Annotated in this window: 12 protein-coding genes; 5 read left to right on the forward strand and 7 right to left on the reverse strand. The window is 61.4% G+C overall.

Annotated elements, in window-relative coordinates; genetic code table 11:
* The first annotated feature begins 4 nt into the window (after window positions 1-4).
* Window positions 5-694, forward strand: a complete 690-nt coding sequence (locus B4M43_RS01425) for an extensin family protein (protein WP_296263419.1) — start codon at window positions 5-7, stop codon at window positions 692-694.
* A 1-nt stretch (window position 695) separates the two neighbouring features.
* On the opposite strand, the gene B4M43_RS01430 is transcribed toward B4M43_RS01425, so the two are convergent.
* Window positions 696-1,316: an energy transducer TonB gene (locus tag B4M43_RS01430; RefSeq protein WP_296263421.1), complete on the reverse strand. Its 621-nt coding sequence runs from the start codon at window positions 1,314-1,316 to the stop codon at window positions 696-698.
* Window positions 1,317-1,407: 91 nt separating this feature from the next.
* Here B4M43_RS01430 and B4M43_RS01435 point away from each other — a divergent pair, with 91 nt between their 5' ends.
* Window positions 1,408-2,199: a class I SAM-dependent methyltransferase gene (locus B4M43_RS01435; RefSeq protein ID WP_296263423.1), complete on the forward strand. Its 792-nt coding sequence runs from the start codon at window positions 1,408-1,410 to the stop codon at window positions 2,197-2,199.
* Window positions 2,200-2,205: 6 nt separating this feature from the next.
* Here the strand turns inward: B4M43_RS01435 and cmoB are convergent, their stop codons facing one another.
* Both cmoB and cmoA read right to left on the reverse strand, forming a co-directional pair.
* Window positions 2,206-3,162: a tRNA 5-methoxyuridine(34)/uridine 5-oxyacetic acid(34) synthase CmoB gene (gene cmoB / locus B4M43_RS01440; RefSeq protein ID WP_296263425.1), complete on the reverse strand. Its 957-nt coding sequence runs from the start codon at window positions 3,160-3,162 to the stop codon at window positions 2,206-2,208.
* Window positions 3,159-3,902 carry a carboxy-S-adenosyl-L-methionine synthase CmoA gene (gene cmoA, locus B4M43_RS01445; protein WP_296263427.1) on the reverse strand — a complete coding sequence of 248 codons (744 nt, stop codon included), beginning with the start codon at window positions 3,900-3,902 and terminating at the stop codon, window positions 3,159-3,161. Before cmoA ends, cmoB begins: the two co-directional genes overlap by 4 nt.
* A 518-nt stretch (window positions 3,903-4,420) precedes the next feature.
* Between cmoA and B4M43_RS01450 the strand changes: the two genes are divergently transcribed.
* The 3 genes from B4M43_RS01450 to B4M43_RS01460 all read left to right on the forward strand — a co-directional run bounded on the left by B4M43_RS01450 (window position 4,421) and on the right by B4M43_RS01460 (window position 7,984).
* Window positions 4,421-5,620, forward strand: a complete 1,200-nt coding sequence (locus B4M43_RS01450) for an alpha-xenorhabdolysin family binary toxin subunit A (protein WP_296263429.1) — start codon at window positions 4,421-4,423, stop codon at window positions 5,618-5,620.
* Complete coding sequence (locus tag B4M43_RS01455; protein WP_296263431.1) at window positions 5,613-6,602, forward strand: alpha-xenorhabdolysin family binary toxin subunit B; 990 nt, start codon at window positions 5,613-5,615, stop codon at window positions 6,600-6,602. The genes B4M43_RS01450 and B4M43_RS01455 overlap by 8 nt, the downstream gene beginning before the upstream one ends.
* Window positions 6,603-6,874: 272 nt before the next feature.
* Entirely contained in the window at window positions 6,875-7,984 is a 1,110-nt protein-coding gene (locus B4M43_RS01460; RefSeq protein WP_296263433.1) for a hypothetical protein, read from the forward strand.
* A gap of 182 nt (window positions 7,985-8,166) precedes the next feature.
* Here the strand turns inward: B4M43_RS01460 and lon are convergent, their stop codons facing one another.
* The 4 genes from lon to B4M43_RS01480 form a co-directional block, all read right to left on the reverse strand.
* Window positions 8,167-10,587 (reverse strand): endopeptidase La, encoded by a 2,421-nt coding sequence (gene lon, locus B4M43_RS01465; protein ID WP_296263435.1) that lies wholly within the window; start codon window positions 10,585-10,587, stop codon window positions 8,167-8,169.
* Between the two features lie 210 nt (window positions 10,588-10,797).
* On the reverse strand, window positions 10,798-13,209 hold the full coding sequence (locus tag B4M43_RS01470) for a glucose/quinate/shikimate family membrane-bound PQQ-dependent dehydrogenase (RefSeq protein WP_296263436.1): 2,412 nt from the start codon (window positions 13,207-13,209) through the stop codon (window positions 10,798-10,800).
* A 34-nt stretch (window positions 13,210-13,243) separates the two neighbouring features.
* Entirely contained in the window at window positions 13,244-14,617 is a 1,374-nt protein-coding gene (locus B4M43_RS01475; RefSeq protein WP_296263439.1) for a carbohydrate porin, read from the reverse strand.
* A gap of 221 nt (window positions 14,618-14,838) precedes the next feature.
* Window positions 14,839-16,884 (reverse strand): TonB-dependent receptor, encoded by a 2,046-nt coding sequence (locus B4M43_RS01480; protein ID WP_296263441.1) that lies wholly within the window; start codon window positions 16,882-16,884, stop codon window positions 14,839-14,841.
* Between the last annotated feature and the right edge of the window lie 182 nt (window positions 16,885-17,066).

The raw sequence follows: 17,066 nt of genomic DNA on the forward strand, positions 1-17,066 counted from the left end.
CTTCATGCGCGTATTTGGGAGTGTGCTGTTCGTCCTGTTGCTGGCCGCCGGGCAAGCCTGGCACCTGGGCTGGCGCCCCCCGGACGCCTGGAACCCGTGGGCGGTGCTGGACGTGCGGCAACCGCCCAACGCATTGACCGCGTACAAGCTGTCGCGCCTGCGCGACGATCCGGCGTTGTGCCGCCAGGCCTTGGAAACGTCACAGCTGCGCTACCGCGCCCAAGACGACAGCCCCGAAACCGCCAACTGCCCGCTGCGCAACGTCTGGCGCATCGAGGCCGGGCAGGCGCGCCTGAGCAGCAGCTTTCTGGCCACCTGTCCTTTGGCCGTGGCCTACGCGTTGTTCGAACGCAACGGGTTGCAACCGACCGCGCAACGGCTCTATGGCCAGCCCGTGGCGCAGGTCGACCACCTCGGCAGCTTCGCCTGCCGCAATGTCTATCACCGCAAGCAGGGGCGCCTGAGCCAGCACGCCACTGCCAACGCCCTGGACATCAGCGGCTTCCGCCTGCAAGACGGACGGCGCATCGTGCTGGCTCGAGATTGGAAGAAGGAGGGGCGTGACGCCCAGTTCCTGCGCGAGGTCCAGCGAGCGGCGTGCAAGGCGTTCAACACGGTGCTGGGGCCTGAGTACAATGCCGCCCACGCCAACCACTTCCATCTGGACATGGGCCTGTGGCAAGCCTGCCGCTGAATCAGGCGTAGGCGCGCACGTTGTTCAGCACCACGGGGCGTGCCCAGTGCAGGTCGAAGGCCAGTGCCTGTTCCTGTTCGGCCAAGGCCGATTTACTGAAAGGCTCGGCGGCCGGTTCCAGCAAGTCCAGTTCGAATTCGGCGATGGGCAGGTGCAGGGGGCGTGGCGAGGGGCCTGGCCCTGGTTCGGCAAGGACCTGACCCTGGCTCATCACGACGGGTCGCAGCCAGCTGTTGTTCAGGTCCAGATCGCGTTGCTGGGCGATCAGCTCGGCTGCGCCGAAAGGCTCGGGTGCCGGTGGCAGCAGCGCGGCTTCCAGTTCGGCCTTGGGCAGGAACAACGGCTCGGGTGGCTCGACGGTGTGGTCCTGCACGGTGCAGGCGCGCTGTGCGTCGATCAGTTCCAGGGCGCGCGCGCCGCCCAAGGGCTCGCCGCTGTTCGGATCGTACCGCACCAGCGACTCACTAAAGGCATCGACCGGCACTGCCTGCTGCTCGGCCATGGCGCTGGCGAAGAAGTCCTGCCACAACTGACTGACGCCGCCCAGGGCCTGGGTGTTCTGCTGGCCATAGTGGCCGACAGGGGACAGGTAAGTCAGGCCGATGGGAAGGGAGTCAGTCATGGCGGTCGCGGGCGGGACGCTCTGGCACAATGGGCGATATAGCATCTATCGGCCACGGCCGAGGTTTCATTAATTTTTTGGGTAGTGGGTCATGGTCGAGCAAGAGCACAGCACAGCAATCCGCGTCGAGGCCCTGGCCGCGCCGTTTCAGGTCCAAGCCGAGACCTGGGCGCAGCGACTGGGGTTGCCGTTGCACGACGAGCAGGCAGGCTTCGCCGTACAAGTGGGCGGCGACGGCTTGCAGATCCAGCAGTTGGGGCCGGACGCCCCGGGAGCGGTACGGGTCGATTTCGTCGAGGGGCAAGCCGCGCATCGGCGCCTGTTCGGCGGTGGCAGCGGGCAGATGATCGCCAAGGCCGTCGGCGTCGCTCAAGGCATCCGGCCGCGTGTGCTCGACGCCACTGCTGGTTTGGGCAAGGACGCTTTCGTGTTGGCCAGCCTGGGCTGCGAGATGACCCTCATCGAACGCCAGCCACTGATCGCCGCCCTGCTCGAAGACGGCTTGGCCCGGGCCCGGCTGGACGCCGAAGTCGCCCCTATCGTGGAGCGCATGCGCCTGCTGACCGGCAACGCCATCGAGCACCTGCGCGACTGGCAGGGCGAAGCGCCGCAGGTGATCTACCTCGACCCGATGTTTCCGCACCGCGACAAGAGCGCGCTGGTGAAGAAGGAGATGCGTGTGTTCCGGCCCTTGGTGGGCGACGATCAAGATGCGCCGGCGCTCCTGGCCGCCGCTTTGGCCCTGGCCACCCACCGGGTGGTGGTCAAGCGCCCGCGCAAGGCGCCGATCATCGAGGGGGCCAAGCCCAGCCACAGCATCGACGGCAAATCGAGCCGCTACGACATCTACCCGAAGAAGACCCTCAAGGCGCCCGCCGCGTGAGGGGCGCTACTTGCGTGCCAGCAGAGTCGCACGGCGTGGCGCCGGCAAGCCTTCGACGGTACGGGTGTGGTCGTTTGGGTCGAGGAAATCGTTCAAGGACTGGTAACGCATCCAGTCGGTGCTGCGCTGCTCTTCGACGCTGGTGACGCTCACGTCCACGCAGCGCACGTCGCTGAAGCCGGCCCGGCGCAGTAGGCGCTCCAGGGCCGGCACCGACGGCAGGAACCAGACGTTGCGCATCTGCGCGTAGCGGTCCTCGGGGACCAGCATCTGCTGCTCGTCGCCTTCGACGACCAACGTTTCCAGCACCAATTCGCCGCCTTTGACCAGGCAGTCCTTGAGCGCCAGCAGGTGCTCGATAGGCGAGCGGCGGTGATAGAACACGCCCATGGAGAACACCGTGTCGAACCCCTCGAGCTGTGCGGGCAGCTCTTCCAGAGCGAAGGGCAGATGCCAGGCGGCATGCTCGGGCAGGTAACGCTGCATGGCCTGGAATTGGCAGAAGAACAGCCAGTTGGGATCGACGCCGACCACCGTCTGCGCACCGGCGCCGAGCATGCGCCACTGGTAGTAGCCGTTGCCGCAGCCCACATCCAGCACCCGCTTGCCGGCCAGGTCCAGGTGCGGGGCGATGCGTGCCCATTTCCAGTCCGAACGCCATTCGGTGTCGACGTGCACGCCGAACAGCTCGAAAGGGCCTTTGCGCCAGGGCGACAAGCCCATCAGCGCACCGTGCAGTTGCGCGCGGGTGGCCTCGTCGCAAGGGCCGTCCAGGCGCAGGCCGTTACCGAGATCGACGTCGGCGGCTTGCAAGGCGGGCAAGGCCGCCAGGGCGCCGCGCCATCGTTCGAGGTCGCCATGGCCTTTGTCCAGCTTGGCGTCGAGCTGCGCTTGCAGGCCATTGGCCCAACGCTGTAGGGGCGTGCCAGCCAGACGCTGGACGAGAGGGGAAAGATCGATCATGGCAGGGCTATCAACGAAGCGAAATTGAGGCATTGGAACCAAGGCACGACTTTGGAGAAGCCGGCGGCGCGTAAACGCTCGGTGTGGGTTTGCAGGGTGTCGGGTTTCATCACGTGTTCGATAGCGCTGCGCTTTTGGGCGATTTCCAGCTCGCTATAGCCATTGGCCCGTTTGAAATCCAGGTGCAGCTCGTTGAGCAGATCCTGCTCCTGCGGGTCGGCCATCAGCAGCTTTTCCGAAAGGATCAACGCACCGCCCGGGAGCAACGCTTGATGGATGCGTGTTAGCAATTCCAGACGCCGTTGCGGGGCGATGAATTGCAGGGTGAAGTTCATCGCTACGACCGAGGCGGGTTCCAGGGGCAACTCAAGGATGTCGGCTTCCAGCACCTGCACCGGCAACAGTTCCTGGAACATCGAATCCTGAGCGGTCAGGTATTGCCGGCAGCGGTCGACCATGGCCGCCGAATTGTCCACCGCAATCACCCGGCAGCCCTCGCTGCGCACATGCCGGCGCAAGGCCTGGCTGACGGCACCCAGCGAGGCGCCGAGGTCGTACAGCGCGGTGTGCGGCTGGGCGAAACGAGCAGCCAGCACGCCAAGGTTTTCGACGATGGTCGGGTAGCCGGGCACCGAACGCTTGATCATGTCGGGGAAGACCTGCACCACGTCTTCGTTGAAGACGAAGTCGGGGACTTGTTCTAGCGGTTGGGCGAAAAGACGGTCGGATGGTTGATTCACTGCAAGCTCAGGCGGGGGTCGGCGAAAGGCACGGCATTCTAGCGAAAGTATCCAGCCGCTGTAAGCAATGCATTTAGAAGGGTGAGGCACGGAACGCAGGCGCCCTGCACGACTAGCGGTGAGCAAGGGCCTGGGGTGAGCAGCCCCCAAGCCCCGTATGACCAACGCTCACGCTCGATGTCGTTGCGGTAGACCCTAATCGCTTCCAGCCGCGCACTTACGCTTGAGCATGTTCGGGGTGGAAACTGCCTGGAGAGCAATATTGGTGTACCGATAATCTTTCATCCTCAAAGTGCATGCCCACGTTGGGCGTCATCCACGCCACTGCCATCCCACACTGCGTGTGCCGGAGTCGAGCGTTTGAAAGAATAGCAGCGCGTTATGTGACCAATCGCCGACGGTCGTTCCACGACTATGCGGTTGATGCCTTCAGGGAAGTTATGCCTGCTGACATGGAAGGAAGGCTGCAATTAACGTGGTCCTGTCGGGCCAATAACGGCCCTTGCAGGAGTTAAGGCATGAGTGCGGAAAGCAAGCTTAAGGACCCTGATTTTGCAGAGGTGGCGAAGAGAGCCTCTGAAGAGCCTAACGAGTTGTTTGATGCAATGATCGATAGCGGTGGCGAAAATGAGGGAGGCGTCACGCTCACCAAACAGCATATTTTAAGTATCAAGAAATACCACGAATACTCGAAGGGGCTGCCCTCTACCAAAGAGGATGTCGAGGTTTGGTTGGGCTATACAACTATTTCCCAGCCAGAACTTCAGCCAGTCAGTTTGGCAAAGTTCTTTTCAGAAGTCCGTGACCACGGTGCTCAATGGCAGCCTATCGTGACGGACAATAAAACGTTGACATTTCAGCTGAAAATTGCAGCTGGTGATATTATAGACGGTGGTACGAGCTTAATCAAAAAATGCGATGCTTTAATTCTCGCTAACAAAGATGAGGATCCATGGCGGGAACTGCCGGCGCCGGAGGTCGGCACTACGCTGACTCCGTTGACGGATGATCAGAGAAAAGGAGTAAAATCCATCGCCCGTTATATCGATATCATGCAGAAGGCGGCTGATGATTACCTTGTGAAAGTGGACGATGTTGTCAAGAAAACTGAGACGTTCGCTAATGCATTCACTGAGCTGATCAAAAAGGCCGAAGCTAAACAGGCAGCAGTTGGAAATTACCAGAAAGAACAAAAAACTGAAGATATCAAAACTAAAATCGCAGACCTCGACAAAAAAATCGCTGTGTTGCAAAAGCAATATGAAGAGCAAGTGCAGGATGCGCTCAAAGGTATAGCGGGCGGGGTAATTGGTTTCATTATATCGGGCATATTTTTTGGGGTCCAGGCAGAGCAGACTCGGAAAACCCGAAATGAACATCAGACAGAGCGGCGCCAGCTGAGTCTGGAATTGGCAAAGTTTCATAAGATCGACGGCGCGGTTGAGGAGCTGAATACGAATCTGTTGGAGTTGGTTTTCCACTTGAGGGATGCCGACGTGTCGGCCGGGTTGCTCCACACCGCATGGCTTGGCATAAAATCCTTCCTCGAGGATTCGAAAGGAAAGCTCGATGACATCGAAAGCGTGGAAGATATAGGTCTTTTCCGAACTTACTTTCAGGGTTTTGTAAGGCAGTGGGTGCGTATAGAAAAGAAGTCAGAGCAGTTGAACGATATTTTCGAGCAAGCGTATAATTCCCCAGAGGTATACTATGTCTGATAAAATCCTAGCATTCCCAGGCCAGAATGATGGTTTTAATGTAGCGCCCATGGCGACTGCCCTCAAAGAAGGGGTGGAATTTTATCGCCAGCATAACTTCAGTGATTTCGCATATTTCGAAGATGAAATAAAAGGCTGTGTTGAAGGGCTGGAATCTTTCCGGCGGCGCCTGATCGGGTCAGCCCAGAAATTGGAAGCCAAGTTGTCTTCATCTACCTTGGATGGACTCATACAAACCCTGCTGCGTAGCGACCGAGCAGCGGTAAAAACGGCTGTGCTAAAAGAAGTCTCGAATGTGACAAGTTTGCTTGACCAGCAAATGAGTATTGTCCACGATCAGATCGGCACTCTGCAATCGCTGTCGACGCTTGATGCGTCGCTCCAGCTCAATGATCTGCAAGGAAAAATCGATAGAAACGCTGCGCTTATTCAGGCCTCCCAAAAGGCTTCTGAAGAAACGCAGAAAAAAATCGCCGAAATCGAGGAGGCCATCGAGTCTTTGAAGAAAACCAACCTTGGCAAAAAATTTGCCGAGATTGCACCGCCTATATCAAGTTTGGCCGAGCTCGCTGATCCCGCGGCAAAACTGAATCTGTCCATAAAAGCGATTGATACGGTCATCCAGACGCTTGGAAAAGGCCTCGAGGTTACGGCGGACGGATTGAAGCTCAAAAGCTTGTACGATGACGCCCTGAAGTTACGCGATACGCTGAGTAAAGAGACTGAGGATTCGTTCGAGCTTAATAATAAAAAAAGAGCTTTGAATGACCAGGTCGAATTGCTCAAACAATTGCCTGTTTTCAAAGGAAATATTCAGGCAGTCCGTGCTGAAGCCAGTAAGCTGGAAAATATATTGATTCGATATCAGGCGAATATTAGCGCTGCTTTGACGCAGGAGCCGGTTGTCTGGGAGGCGGTTCAAAAGCAGACCAGTGAGATATTAGCGTTCGAGCGCGCCTTACAGAGCGCGGTGTTTTTTTGAGCCGTTGAGTGCTGATGGAATGTCGCTCGTGCCTATAAAGCCATCCTTCAGTCGCGGATGAGCGCACTCCATTCGATCAGTCGGCGCATTGCCCTAGCGCATACAGGCGCTGAGGCAATGCGCCGACCCTTTCAAACCGCACAGCGCTACTGTATGAGTATCAGACCGTCTTGTGTTGCTGCACGCTCAGGCAGTGTGTAGTTTCTCAAGAGTGGGGCTGAAGGACATGCGGATGGCTGGCCACGCTGAGTGCCAACTAATGAGGCGATATCATGAAGGCAACACCAGCACCCTCCGAACAGGAGGCTTACCAATCCCTTGACAGCCTTAACGTGTTTTTCGAGCGAGAACATATTATTGCTTTGTACCAATATATCGATTATTCGAACTCCCTGCCCAAAGGGGTTCCCGCGACAGCCGCCTGGCTCGGCCAGCTCCCGATTGAGCACCCGGAATTCGCAGTCTCCAAGTTGAGCGCTTTGTTCGAAAAAGTCCGTGAACATGCTGAGCAAGGCACGGTGATTATCAAAGACATGAAAAGTGTGGCTAGCCACTTTGCCGAAATATCGGAGACCATAAACACCCGGAGTGAAAAGCTTGCGCAAACCGCCCAGGCAATCTGCGCGCTGGATGGGGACGAAATGTGGGAGGCCGTTTTAGCGGCGCCGCCATCCTCTCTGGAGGAGAAGAATAAAGAGAGCCTCGCGGGTTTTATTGAGGATCTACAGGATATAAAAGAGCGAATCGCAGTTTATCAGTTCGTGCTTGAGCATGAAGCGGGCTTGTTGCAAAAATTTTTTTCAACGCTCAATGATGATCTGATTCAATCAGCGGCAAACATTCGGCGGGCGATCAGCGGAGCGCTACAGAGCCTTCATGGTGATGGAGTATGGCTGCAGGTAGAAAATTATGCAGAGAAAATCGCACAAGCTGAAAAGATATACAGCACCGCTGTCCGGGATATGTTCGAAATTTCGAATGAAATGGAGGTGTCTGTGTCGTTGAGCTGCCTCGAGCGCGCGACACACGCTCGAAAGGAAATTGCCATAGCGCGTCAGTTGAAACTCGATGCCGAGCAGCAGTTAGCTATCCATAGTCCGATCAAAGGTGATCTGCTAAAGCTGTCGGCGTTTTTGAATGCGTTGAATTTCAATTTTAGAAACATCCTCGCGGTCTTTGCGCATGTCGAGACGTTTCTTCTGGGGCTCGATGCCCACATGGCTGAAGCGGCGGTGAAGGTAAAAGGTCTTCAAACTAACCATGATGTAGCGTTTTTAATCGCGAGCTTAAAAAATCTTATGCGTTACTGGAATTTCATTTCAAGCGCGTGTCAAAAATCGGTATCCATTTTTACCGAGGCTGACCCTGCCGGTAGCGCCTGAAGACGCGCCGATCTCTCACCGGGTCGACGAATTAGTTGCGAAGCGTCTAAGGCGGCAGGGCTGTCGTCTCGCGACGGAGCCCGCCTTTTGGCATCGATCTAGTCGGTCCGCATTGCGCCTCTACACGCTATGCTGAATCAACATACGTTGGTCTCGAATCGTTCGGGTGTCATGCTCTCTTTTCATCCGAATAGCACCTTCGCAACATCGGCATAATGTCGCGCAAAGTGCACCGTCACACCCTCGCGCAAATACTCGGGCAACTCCTGAAAATCGCCCCGATTGGCCTCCGGCAGAATCAACTCGAAAATCTTCTGCCGGCGCGCCGCGATGACCTTCTCGCGCACCCCGCCAATGGGCAACACTTGCCCAGTCAAGGTCAGCTCGCCGGTCATCGCCACCCCTTTCTTCGGAGCCTGGTCCCGGGCCAGCGACAGCAAGGCACTGGCCATGGTCACACCCGCGCTCGGGCCGTCCTTGGGCGTGGCGCCTTCGGGCACGTGCAAGTGGATGAACGCTTCGTCGAAGAAGCGCGGATCGCCGCCGAACTGCTCGAGGTTCGAGCTGACGTAGCTCAGGGCGATGTCCGCCGATTCCTTCATCACATCGCCCAGTTTGCCGGTCAGCTTGAAGCCGCGGTTGAGGGTGTGGATGCGCGTTGCTTCGATCGGCAGGGTGGCGCCGCCCATGCTGGTCCAGGCCAGGCCCGTGATCACGCCTTTGCCCGACAGCACCTGTTCGCTGCGGAACACTGGCACGCCCAAGGCAGGCTCCAGGTCTTTAGGACCGATCTTGAGTTTGGCTTCGGGGTTTTCCAGCAGCTTGAGCACCGCCTTGCGCACCAGCTTGCCCAGCTGCTTCTCCAGCTGCCGCACGCCGGCTTCGCGGGCGTAGCCTTCGATCACCAGGCGCAAGGCGCTGTCGCTGATGCTCAGGCTGGTCTTGGCCACACCGGCCTTGGCCAACTGCTTGGGCCACAGATGGCGCTTGGCGATGGCCAGCTTTTCCTCGGTGATATAGCCCGACAGACGGATGACTTCCATGCGGTCGAGTAGCGGGCCGGGAATGGAGTCGAGGGTGTTGGCGGTGCAGACGAACAGCACCTTGGACAGGTCCAGACGCAGGTCCAGGTAGTGATCGAGGAAATCGACGTTCTGCTCCGGGTCCAGGGTCTCCAGCAGCGCCGACGCCGGGTCGCCCTGGTAGCTCTGGCCCATTTTGTCGATCTCGTCGAGCATGATCACCGGGTTCATCACCTCCACATCCTTGAGCGCCTGCACCAGCTTGCCCGGCTGGGCGCCGATGTAGGTGCGGCGGTGGCCCTTGATCTCGGCCTCGTCGCGCATGCCGCCCAGGCTGAAGCGGTAGAACGGCCGGCCCAGGGATTGGGCGATGGACTTGCCGATACTGGTCTTGCCCACGCCAGGCGGGCCGACCAGCAGCACGATGGAGCCGCTGATCTCACCTTTCCAGGCACCGACCGCGAGGAATTCGAGGATGCGTTCCTTGATGTCGTCCAGGCCCGCGTGGTGCTGGTCCAGGACCTTGCGCGCGTGCTTGAGGTCGAGCTTGTCCTTGCCGTACACGCCCCAGGGCAGGGCGCTGGCCCAGTCCAGGTAGTTGCGGGTCACGGCGTATTCCGGCGAACCGGTTTCCAGGATGGCCAGCTTGCCCATCTCTTCGTCGATGCGCTTTTTCGCCTGCTCGGGCAGGGTCTTGCCGTCCAGGCGCTGTTCGAACTGTTCCAGGTCGGCGCTGCGGTCGTCCTTGCTCAGGCCCAGTTCCTGCTGGATGACCTTGAGCTGTTCCTTGAGGAAGAACTGGCGCTGATGCTCACCCACCTGGCGGTTGACCTCGGCGGAGATTTCGTTCTGCAAGCGCGCCACTTCGACTTCCTTGCGCAGCATCGGCAAGACCTTTTCCATGCGCTTGAGCATGGGCACGCAGTCGAGCACTTCCTGCAACTGGCTGCCGGTGGCGGAGGTGAGTGCGGCGGCGAAGTCGGTGAGCGGCGAAGGGTCGTTGGGGCTGAAGCGGTTGAGGTAGTTCTTCAGCTCTTCGCTGTACAGCGGGTTGAGCGGCAACAGTTCCTTGATCGCATTGATCAGGGCCATGCCGTAGGCCTTGACCTCGTCGGTGGGCTCGGACAATTGCCGCGGGTACTCGACTTCCACAAGGTACGGCGGGCGGTGGTGCTTGAGCCAGGTGCGGATGCGCACACGGGTCAGGCCCTGGGCGACGAACTGCAGCTTGCCGTTTTCCCGGGTGGCATGGTGCACCTTGACCAGGGTGCCGTACTCGGGCAGCGCCTGGGTGTCGAAGTGCCGGTGGTCTTCGGCCGGGGTGTCCATGAAGAACAGCGCCAGGGAATGGTGCGGCGTCTTGGCGACCAGGTCGAGGGTTTCGGCCCATGGCTCTTCGTTGACGATGACCGGCAACACCTGGGCGGGGAAGAACGGACGGTTGTGGATGGGGATGACGTGGACTTTGTCCGGTAGCTGCTGGCCGGGAAGGGCCAGGTAGCGGCCTGCATCGGCGTCGGCTTCGATATGCTCGACTTCGCTGCTTTCGTCGTGATCCGGATGATCCTGCTGGTCGCTCATGGGGCACCTGCGTTATGGGCAATGGTGCTTAGATGGGGCAGGCAGGCACTGGTTTCAATGAACAGCAGGCGAAGGCGGGGACGTGCGTGGCAGCATGGCGACGGTTCTGGTTCGATAAGTGAACCGTCGCAGCTGAAAGCAGGGATTGCTTACGCCGCATGTCCGACACGTTGCGTAAGCGAAGGCGCCCCACGAACGGGGCGCCGAGGTTTAGTCGGCCAGCTTGTAAGCGATGATGTAATCGCCCATCTTGGTCCCCAACGACCCATGCCCGCCCGCAGTGACCAGCACGTACTGCTTGCCGTCCTTGCCGGTGTAGGTCATGGGCGTGGCCTGACCGCCAGCCGGCAGGCGGCCTTTCCACAGCTCTTTGCCATTGTTGACGTCATAAGCGCGCAGGTACTGGTCCAGCGTACCGCTGAGGAAGCCCACGCCACCGGCGGTGACCATCGAACCGCCCATGCTCGGTACGCCGACCGGCAGGCCGATCGGCACCGGGGTGCTGTCACGGGTGGTGCCGTTCTTGTGCTTCCACACCACTTTGTGGGTGAACAGGTCGATGGCCGCCACATAGCCCCAGGCCGGTGCCTGGCACGGCAGGCCGAACGGCGACAGGAACGGGTGCATGGTCACCGCGTAGGGTGCGCCGGTGTTGGGCTGCACGCCGCTGGTTTCGCTCTCGCGCTTGCTGTTGGCATCGACTTGCTCGCGCGGCACCATCTTCGACACGAAGGCCATGTAGTTCGGCGAGGTGAACAGCAGCTGGCGCACCGGGTCGACCGACACGCCGCCCCAGTTGAACACGCCGACGTTGCCTGGGTAGACCAGCGAGCCCTGCTCGGACGGCGGGGTGTACTGGCCTTCGTAACGCAGCTCGCGGAACTGGATGCGGCACAGCATCTGGTCGAACGGCGTGGCACCCCACATGGCCTGTTCGGTCAGTTCCGGGCCCAGCAGGTTGAGGTCGGAACGGGCCTGGGTGGGCGCGGTATGGTCGCCCTTGACCGCGCCTTGCGGCACCGGAATCTCGCGGATCGGCACGATCGGCGTACCGTCGCGGCGGTCGAGCACGTACAGGCTGCCCTGTTTGGTCGGCACGATCACCGCAGGCTTGACGCCGTCGTCGGTCTTGAGGTGGGTCAGGGTCGGCTGGCTGCCGACGTCCATGTCCCACAGGTCGTGGTGGGTGAACTGGTAGTTCCAGCGCACCTTGCCGGTGGCCAGGTCCAGAGCGACCAGGCCGGCGCTGTACTTCTCGGCACCGGGGGTACGGTCGGCGCCCCATTGGTCGGGGGTCTGGTTGCCCAGCGGCAGGTAGACCATGCCCAGCCCTTCGTCGACGCTGGCGATGGACCACATGTTGGCCGAGTTGCGCGTGTACATCTGGCCGTCGGCCAGGGGCGCGGTGTCTTCGGGCTTGTTGCTGTCCCAGTTCCACACCAGACGGCCGTCGTGCACGTCATAGGCGCGGATCACGCCGGACGGCTCGTTGGTCGACTCGTTGTCGGTCACGTGGCCGCCGATGATCACCAGGTCGCGGGTGACCGAAACGGGCGAAGTGGAGTAGTAGCCACCGGGGGTGAACGGGCCCAGGCCACGGGTCAGGTCGACGGCGCCTTGATTGGCGAAGCCTTCGCAGACCTTGCCGGTGTCGGCATTGAGGGCGATCAGGCGGGCGTCGGCGGTCGGCAGGTAGATGCGCCGTGGGCAGGCCTGGGCGACTTGCTTGCCGGCGTCGGAAATCTGCGGCGCAGGGCTGCCGTCACGGCTGACGTAACGGTTTTCGTCGTAGTACGACACGCCGCGGCAGGTCATATGGGCGAAGCCCTTGAACGACTTGTTCGGGCTGGTGATCTGCGGGTCGAAGCGCCAGATCTCCTTGCCGGTGTCCGGGTCCAGCGCCAGCACCTTGCTGTGCGGCGTGCAGGCATAGAGCATGCCGTTGGCCTTGAGCGGGGTGTTTTCGTTGGTCAGCTCGATCGGGTCGTCGCCGGTCGGCAGGTCGCCGGTGCTGATGCGCCAGGCTTCTTCCAGGTGCTTGACGTTCTGCGCGGTGATCTGGCGCAGCGGCGAGTAGCGGTCGCCGTACTCGGTACGGCCGTAGGCCTGCCAATCGCCTTCAGGCATGTTCGGCGCGGCGCTGGCCATTTCGCTGCTGTCGCGACCCAGTTCGCCGGCGATCTCGCCGGGGTGGGTGAACTGGCTGGCGACGGCGCAGGCACCGGACGCGAGCACCGCGACGGTCAGCAGCGCGGTGTTGGCACCCGCGGCCGAGCCTACCAGCGGGCGACGCGCCCAAGGCAGCAGCAGGACCACGCCGAGGGCGAACCACAGCGACAGGCGCGGCACCAGCTGCCACCAGTCCAGGCCCACTTCGCTCAGCGCCCAGACCGTGCTGGCCAGCAGTACCAAACCGTACAGGCCCAGGCCCAGGCGGCGGCGAGCCAGCAGCAGGAGGCCGGACAGGGCGAAGCCGACCCCGGCGAGGATGTAATACAGCGATCCGTTCACCTGAATCAGGCGAACACCCCCGGCAACCAACGCCAGGCCCATCAGCAACAGCAGGACGCCCATCAGCCGTGGTAGCCAGGGCGAGGCGTGTTTGGCACCGTCAGTGCTCATTGCAGGTTCTCCGTCGTGTCAAAGTGATAAGTGTTCAAAAGCTGCTCTGCAGTTTCAGCCCGGCCACCAGTGCGTCGTCGACCTGTTCGACACCGCCGGGATGGCGGATGTATTGCAGGTTGGGGCGCAGGGTGAGCCAGTTGGCAAGGTGGATGCCGTAGTAGAGTTCGGCGCTGTATTCGGTGTCCTGCACAGGCAGAAAACCAGGGTTGGCGTAGTCGTCGATGCCGCGTGCCAGGTTGGCCATGCGGGCGTTCTTGCGAAAGGCCGGGTTGACGTGGACGGCGGCCACGGCGAAGCCGATATCGTCTTTGGCACGGGCGTCGAAGGGGCCTTTGTAGACCAGGCCGGCTTGCACATAGTGGTCAATGGCATTGGTTTTCTTGTCGTGCAGCGTGGCATTGGCGAACAGGGCCAGGCCGCGAGACGAATCGCTGGCCTGCGCGCTCACTTGCTGCTGCACGCCCAACCACAGGCCATGCTTGCTGGCACTGCTGCGGTAGGCGGCGCCACTGAGTGCGGCGGGCTGTCCGTGTTCGTCCTTGAGCACATCGTTCGCGTTGGCACTGCTGTAGTAGTAGCCGGCGCGATACTCCCCTTTAAGGCCATTGACCATCGGGCTCCACACCAGTTCGATGGGTATCACCGCGCCTTGCGTGCCACTACCGCTGAGCTTGAAGCCGTTGCCGGTTTCCAGGTTCGACGGGTTCTGCTCGAACACCCCGATCTGGGCGAACAGCGTGTCGCTCAGGTTGTAGCGTGCGCGCAGCGCCCATTGGCTGACCGGCCAGTTGTACCAGATGCCACCCACCCAGTTGCCGACCTGCGAACCGCAGAACGCCAGGTTCTGGAAATCGCAGGGAAAGCTGTTGAAGTCTTCGCCTTCGCCGAAGCGGCCGACTTTCAAATCGAGGGCGCCGTCCAGGTACTGCTGGCGCAGCCACAGTTGCGTCAGCCGCCAGGTCTGGCCGCGGCCCCAGACTTCCTGGGCCGAGGTGAAGCCACCGACGCGCGGGTCGTTAAGGCGGTCGTTGCTGATGTTCTGGCCGCTGCGTTCGGTCACGGTGAACTGCAGATCGGTGGCGTGCCAACCGAGGATCTTCTGCAGGTCCAGATGGCTGCCGAAGGTGAACTGGTCGCTGTAACGCGCGGTGCGGTCATGGTCGTAGCCGCCACGCAGGTTGCTGCCCATCTCGCCGGTGTAGCCGAAGGTGAAGTCATAGCCTTGCGCCTTGAGCTGGCTGCGGGTGCCGTTCCAGTCGCCGAGCATCCAGGGCGAATCGGTGCTGAACGCGGGGTGTTCTTCGGCACGCACGCTAGGCGCGAGGCTGGACAGGGCAAGCGTGAGGGCGGCAGATACGAACGAGGGCCGAGCCCGAAAACTCGGGAGGTAGAGCTGTCTTGTCATGGTTAGAACGAATGCCAAAGGCACCGAGGGTGGCGGGCACCGACGATGGAACACGGATAGTCAGGAAGCTGAAGCGTTTCAGCGAGCCGGGAGGATATAGAGGAACGCTGCGGAAAAAAAGACAAAATGTCGCAGGGCACTGTTGCCTGGCGTGCAACAGTGCGGGGTACTGCATTGACCCTGCGCGCCTCCATAGCGCGCAGGGTGCATCCAAGGAAGGCTCAGAACGTGGTGCGCAGGCCGACTTCCACGCTGCGCCCGCCTGCCGGCGCGATGTCGCGCAGGATGGAGCTGGCGTAGCGCACGGTCTGGTCGGTCAGGTTTTCGCCGCGCACGAAGGCCGTCCACTGGCTTTGGCCGACGTCGAAACGGTAGTCGAGGCTGGCGCCGAGGGTGGTGTAGCCGCCGGTCTGCGTCTCGTTGGCCGGGGTGCGGCGCTGGGCGGCGGCATGCTGCACGTCGAGACGCGCCTGCCAGCGCTCCAGCGACCACACCAAGCCGCTGTTCAGGCGCAGCGGCGCGATGCGCGGCAGCGGCTCGCCGCTGTCGAGGTTCTTCGCCCGGGTGTAGTCGCCCGACAGCTCCAGGGCGAAGTTGCCGTAGCGGTTCTGCGTCAGTTGCCAGCGGTCTTGCGCCTCGATGCCGTAGAAGCGTGCGCGCACGCCTTGGTACAGGTACTCCGGGATGCCTTCGTCGTGGTCGTGGTCATGGGCGTCTTCGTCTTCATGGCCGTGATCGTGTCCTTCGCGTAGGTGGCCGCTGCCGATCAAGCCGATGTAGTTGCGAAAGTGGCTGTAGAACACGCCCACGCTGCCTTTGTGCGTGCCCTTGTCGAAACGCAGTGCCAGGTCGCCGGAAACGGCCTTTTCCTTATTCAGCGCGGCATCGCCCACTTCATAGGCACCGGTGGCCACGTGGGCGCCGTCGGCGTACAGCTCGTAGAACGTCGGTGCGCGCTCGGTGTAGCCGAGGTTGGCGGCCAGCGCCCAGGTCGGGTCGAGCTGGTACACCGCGCCCGACGACAGGCTCACTGCATTGAACGCCCGGCTGCCGTCGGCGCTGGCGAAGGTTTCGTTGCCTTTGGCATCAGGGTCGACGCGGGTGTGTTCCAGGCGTGCGCCGAAGCTCAGGTCGAGGCGCTCGCTGGCCTGCCACTGTTCGAGCAGGAACAGCGCCAGGCTGTCGGTGTCGGTGTGCGGCACGAAGGCTTCTTCGCCCAACGCGGAAAATTCGTTACGGCTGACCTGCGCGCCGACCACCCCCTCGACCGGCCCGAGCGGCTGGTGACGCGCTTCGAGCCGTGCTTCGTAGCCCTTGTTCTTGAACGTGGTGTGCACCTCGCCTTCTTCGATTTCGCGGTGCTGGTAGTCGGTGTAGCCGGCATCGAGCTTCACCGAGCTGAAGGGACCTTCGAGGTCGCGCAGCTCGGACGCGAACGCATAGTGGTCCTGCTGCATGTCCAGGCGCACGCCGGGCTCTGCGACAGAGCCGTAATTGCTGTCGTAGCGGCTGTACGACAGCCCGCCGTAGCCATGGTCCCACTGGTAGGAACCGCCGATGGCGCCACCGTCCTGACGGCCGTCGCTGTTGTCCAGGCGGCCGTGGCTGCCTGGCTCGTCCGCTTCGCGAACTTTGCCGCTGCGCGCGTAACCAGGGATGCGCAAATCATTGAACTGGCGGCTGTTGGCATCCAGGTGCAGGGCGAAGGTGCCGTCGCCGGCTTCGAGCTTGCCCGCGCGGCTGCGCGTGGTGTCGGCGCCGCCATAACGCAGTTCGCCGGCGCCGTGGATGCCATCGATGGGCGTGTCCGGGATGCGGTTGTCGAAGGTGTTGACCACGCCGCCGATGGCGTTGCCGCCATAGAGCAGGGCGGCCGGGCCGCGGACGATTTCGATGCGCTCGACGACGTTGGGGTCCAGCGGTACGGCGTGGTCGTAGGAGAGCGACGAGGCGTCCAGTGCGCCTACGCCATTGCGCAGGATACGGATGCGGTCGCCGTCCAGGCCGCGGATCACCGGGCGGCTGGCGCCCGGGCCGAACCAGGTCGAGGCCACGCCGGGCTGGCCGTTGAGGGTTTCGCCGAGGCTCGAATGCTGGTGCTGGAACAATTGATCGCCTTCGAGCACGGTGCTGGGAGCGGCCAGTTGTGCGTTGCCCAATGGGTTGGCGGTGATGACCTGGGGTTGCAGTTCCACGGCGTGGCTCGGCATCGAAGCCAGGTACAGGGCGGCGGCAAGAGGTGAGAGTGTGGAGGAGTAGCGGCGCATGGGGAGGGAGCGTCCTTGAAAGATAGCCATATCGTTACAGTATAACGTTTCTATTGCAGCATGACGGCGCGCCCTTTGGCCAGCAGTTTGTGTTTCGCTCGTTGTCTTGGCGCTTACCTGGGAAACCGCACGGCGCGCCCGGGGTCTGAATCCACCACGGCGTGCCTCGCCGGTGTACAGTG

Origin of the sequence: Pseudomonas sp. UBA6562 (genome assembly GCF_002434265.1) — a bacterium.
Classification (GTDB): Bacteria; Pseudomonadota; Gammaproteobacteria; order Pseudomonadales; family Pseudomonadaceae; genus Aquipseudomonas.